The 2179-nt window shown below is 62.2% G+C and carries 7 protein-coding genes; all 7 read right to left on the bottom strand.

Annotated elements, in window-relative coordinates:
- Positions 1-76 precede the first annotated feature (76 nt).
- Positions 77-340 (bottom strand): putative phage tail assembly chaperone, encoded by a 264-nt coding sequence (locus tag BN1130_RS14375; RefSeq protein ID WP_042042815.1) that lies wholly within the window; start codon positions 338-340, stop codon positions 77-79.
- Positions 337-528 carry an Rz1-like lysis system protein LysC gene (lysC, locus tag BN1130_RS22910; RefSeq protein ID WP_232302000.1) on the bottom strand — a complete coding sequence of 64 codons (192 nt, stop codon included), beginning with the start codon at positions 526-528 and terminating at the stop codon, positions 337-339. Before lysC ends, BN1130_RS14375 begins: the two co-directional genes overlap by 4 nt.
- A complete protein-coding gene (locus tag BN1130_RS14370; protein WP_042042813.1) occupies positions 464-895 on the bottom strand; it encodes a hypothetical protein in 432 nt (143 codons plus the stop codon). The genes lysC and BN1130_RS14370 overlap by 65 nt, the downstream gene beginning before the upstream one ends.
- On the bottom strand, positions 892-1353 hold the full coding sequence (locus BN1130_RS14365; RefSeq protein WP_042042812.1) for a glycoside hydrolase family 24 protein: 462 nt from the start codon (positions 1351-1353) through the stop codon (positions 892-894). Before BN1130_RS14365 ends, BN1130_RS14370 begins: the two co-directional genes overlap by 4 nt.
- Positions 1340-1663 (bottom strand): phage holin, lambda family, encoded by a 324-nt coding sequence (locus BN1130_RS14360; RefSeq protein ID WP_042042810.1) that lies wholly within the window; start codon positions 1661-1663, stop codon positions 1340-1342. The genes BN1130_RS14365 and BN1130_RS14360 overlap by 14 nt, the downstream gene beginning before the upstream one ends.
- Before the next feature lie 25 nt (positions 1664-1688).
- Complete coding sequence (locus BN1130_RS14355) at positions 1689-1898, bottom strand: TraR/DksA family transcriptional regulator (RefSeq protein WP_042042808.1); 210 nt, start codon at positions 1896-1898, stop codon at positions 1689-1691.
- An 8-nt stretch (positions 1899-1906) separates the two neighbouring features.
- The coding region (locus BN1130_RS14350; protein WP_042042806.1) for a phage protein at positions 1907-2179 on the bottom strand (273 nt) is incomplete at its 5' end.

The following is a 2179-nucleotide window of genomic DNA, read 5'->3' as shown; positions in this document are numbered from 1 at the left end:
TCATGGGGCAGGTAGTGGCGACGCAGTGCCAGCACCTGCTCTAGCTGGTTGTGCTCGATGGCCTCGGCGCGCGCGGTTAGTTTTTTACTTCGATATCCAGTTCCGGGACGTACTGCTCATTGACCTTGGCGGCGACTTGCAAGGCTGCGCCCGGGCGGGCCAGCAGGGTATCGAGTGATTGCTTGCAGTCAGTAGAGACGATGCGCTTGAGGTATTGATGGGTGGGGGCCACTTTGTCGGTCATCGACAATCCGTTGATGTAACTGTTGTAGGCCACCAGAGTGGGCTCAAAGCTGATGTCAGACCCATTGATGGTCAGGGTGATGGTTTGCTTGTTCATGGTTGGTTTTCCTCTTGAGTAATCCAGTGATTCAGGGTGGTTATCTGTTGTTGGCAGCGGCGCAGCGCGCCCTGCAGAGTGGGGATGAAGGCCACGGCCTCGCCCCAGGTTGTGCCATTAAATTCAGGCTCCGGGCAGCGGGGCACCAGCCCCGGTGGCGGCAGCAGCCTGACCAGCTCGGTTTTCACCAGGGGCGGCTGGCTTGAGCAGGCGCAGAGCGCCAGCAGGCAGAGGCTCACGGCTGCAGTCCGGACGACCAACTGGCGGCGTGGCCAGGACGTGTTGCAGTTCATCGGCAATGCTCCTTCGTTGCTGGTCGAGCTTGGCCAGCGCGTCGTTTTGCTGGTCAAGCAGTTGGCGCAGCCCCTTCTCGCGCAGCGGGATAGCCGCCAATGCCTTGGCTTGCTTTTCGCTGATGGCTTGCAGGGCGTTGATGGTGTTGTTGGCGGTGGCCAGCTCTTGAGTCCGGGTGCTGAGTCGCTGGCCCTGGACAAACAGGGTGGTGCCAATCATGAGCCCGAGGAGGGTCGGCAGCAGCCGGAGGACGGTGCTCATGCCAACACCCCGCCAAACTCGGTGAACTTGGCCAGCAGGGTTTCCAGCGAGTGCTCCGGCTGGCCGTAGCCTGCCCCGGGCAGGCTGGCCCAGATGTTGTTGCACTTACGCATGGCCTCATCGATGCGGCCCGCCTCTATGTCGGCCAAGGCCCGGCGCTCGCGGATAAGCTGGATGGCCCACTTGTCCTGGGAGATTGGGCCAAAGTCCGGCAGGCCAAGCGCCGCCTGGTAGTGGCGCCAGTGACGGGACAGGAACTGATAGCGCCCGGCGGCGGTGCTTCTGAGGCTCGGATTGACCTGCACCAGTACGTCGGGGTGCTCTCGATAGTCACCGAAGAAACCCGCCGGATTGACCAGCTTGTTATAGCCATCGTCGCCCCGCCCCTTGGTGCCCTCAGAGAAGGCCAGCAGGTCGAGAAAGGCCGCCAGATTGCGGCTGCACTCAATGCGCGGCATCGTCGCCTCCTTTGCCAAACAGGCGCTCGGCTTTGCCTCGGATGATGTCCATGCCAAGCAGGCCGACCATGCCGCCCAGGAACGGGGTGGCTTCGGCGGGAATACCAAGCAGTTGGGTGCCGGTAGCGGCGGCCAGGGTGATAAATCCGCACAAGCTGGATTCAATCAGGCGGCGTCGACCACTGCCCCCGGCGTAGGTGATGCGCAAGAAGGCGATGATGAGCGCAAGCAAGGCCCCATAGACAGAGGGCCAGTTGTCCATCAGCCAGGCCAGCAGGGCGGCCCAGAGAGTAGGATCTTTGGTTGGCATAGAGTTCATATCCATCAGGCTCTGGTTAGCGGCTCAAGCGTTCGAGCCGGGTTTTGCAGGGGACGCACAGGCGCACCCCCGGTACGGTTTGGCGGCGCGCGGCGGGGATAGGGTCGTCGCACTCCTCGCACTCAAACAGGCTCGGGCCCAGGGCGCGGCTTTTGCCCACCTGGTTGGCCAGTTGAATGGCCAGCATGCGCGCGGCGTGGCGGGTGGCGCGGTCGATATCGTCCATGACTCCCCCTAATCCATCAGGTGGCGGGTGTCGTCCTTGGAGAGGTACGGCACGCCATCGATGTGAATGAAATCAGGGGAGGTAACGAAGCCTTTGATCTTGTGCACGCTTTTACTGCCCCCTTTGGGGTCGATGTCGAGCAGGTCGGCCGCATTGAGCTTGACGCCGAAGGCTTCTACCTTGATTTCATCGCCGCCGGTGTTGGCGTAGAACAGCACATCGTCCGGCTCCATCCCGCGCCAACTGCCTGCTCGTTTGGCAGCCCCGATCAGCAGTTTGAA

The sequence above is a fragment of the Aeromonas rivuli genome, assembly GCF_000820045.1.
Lineage (GTDB): Bacteria > Pseudomonadota > Gammaproteobacteria > Enterobacterales > Aeromonadaceae > Aeromonas > Aeromonas rivuli.
Note: the sequence above shows the minus strand (reverse complement) of the source record. Positions and strands in the feature narration are given on the sequence as shown.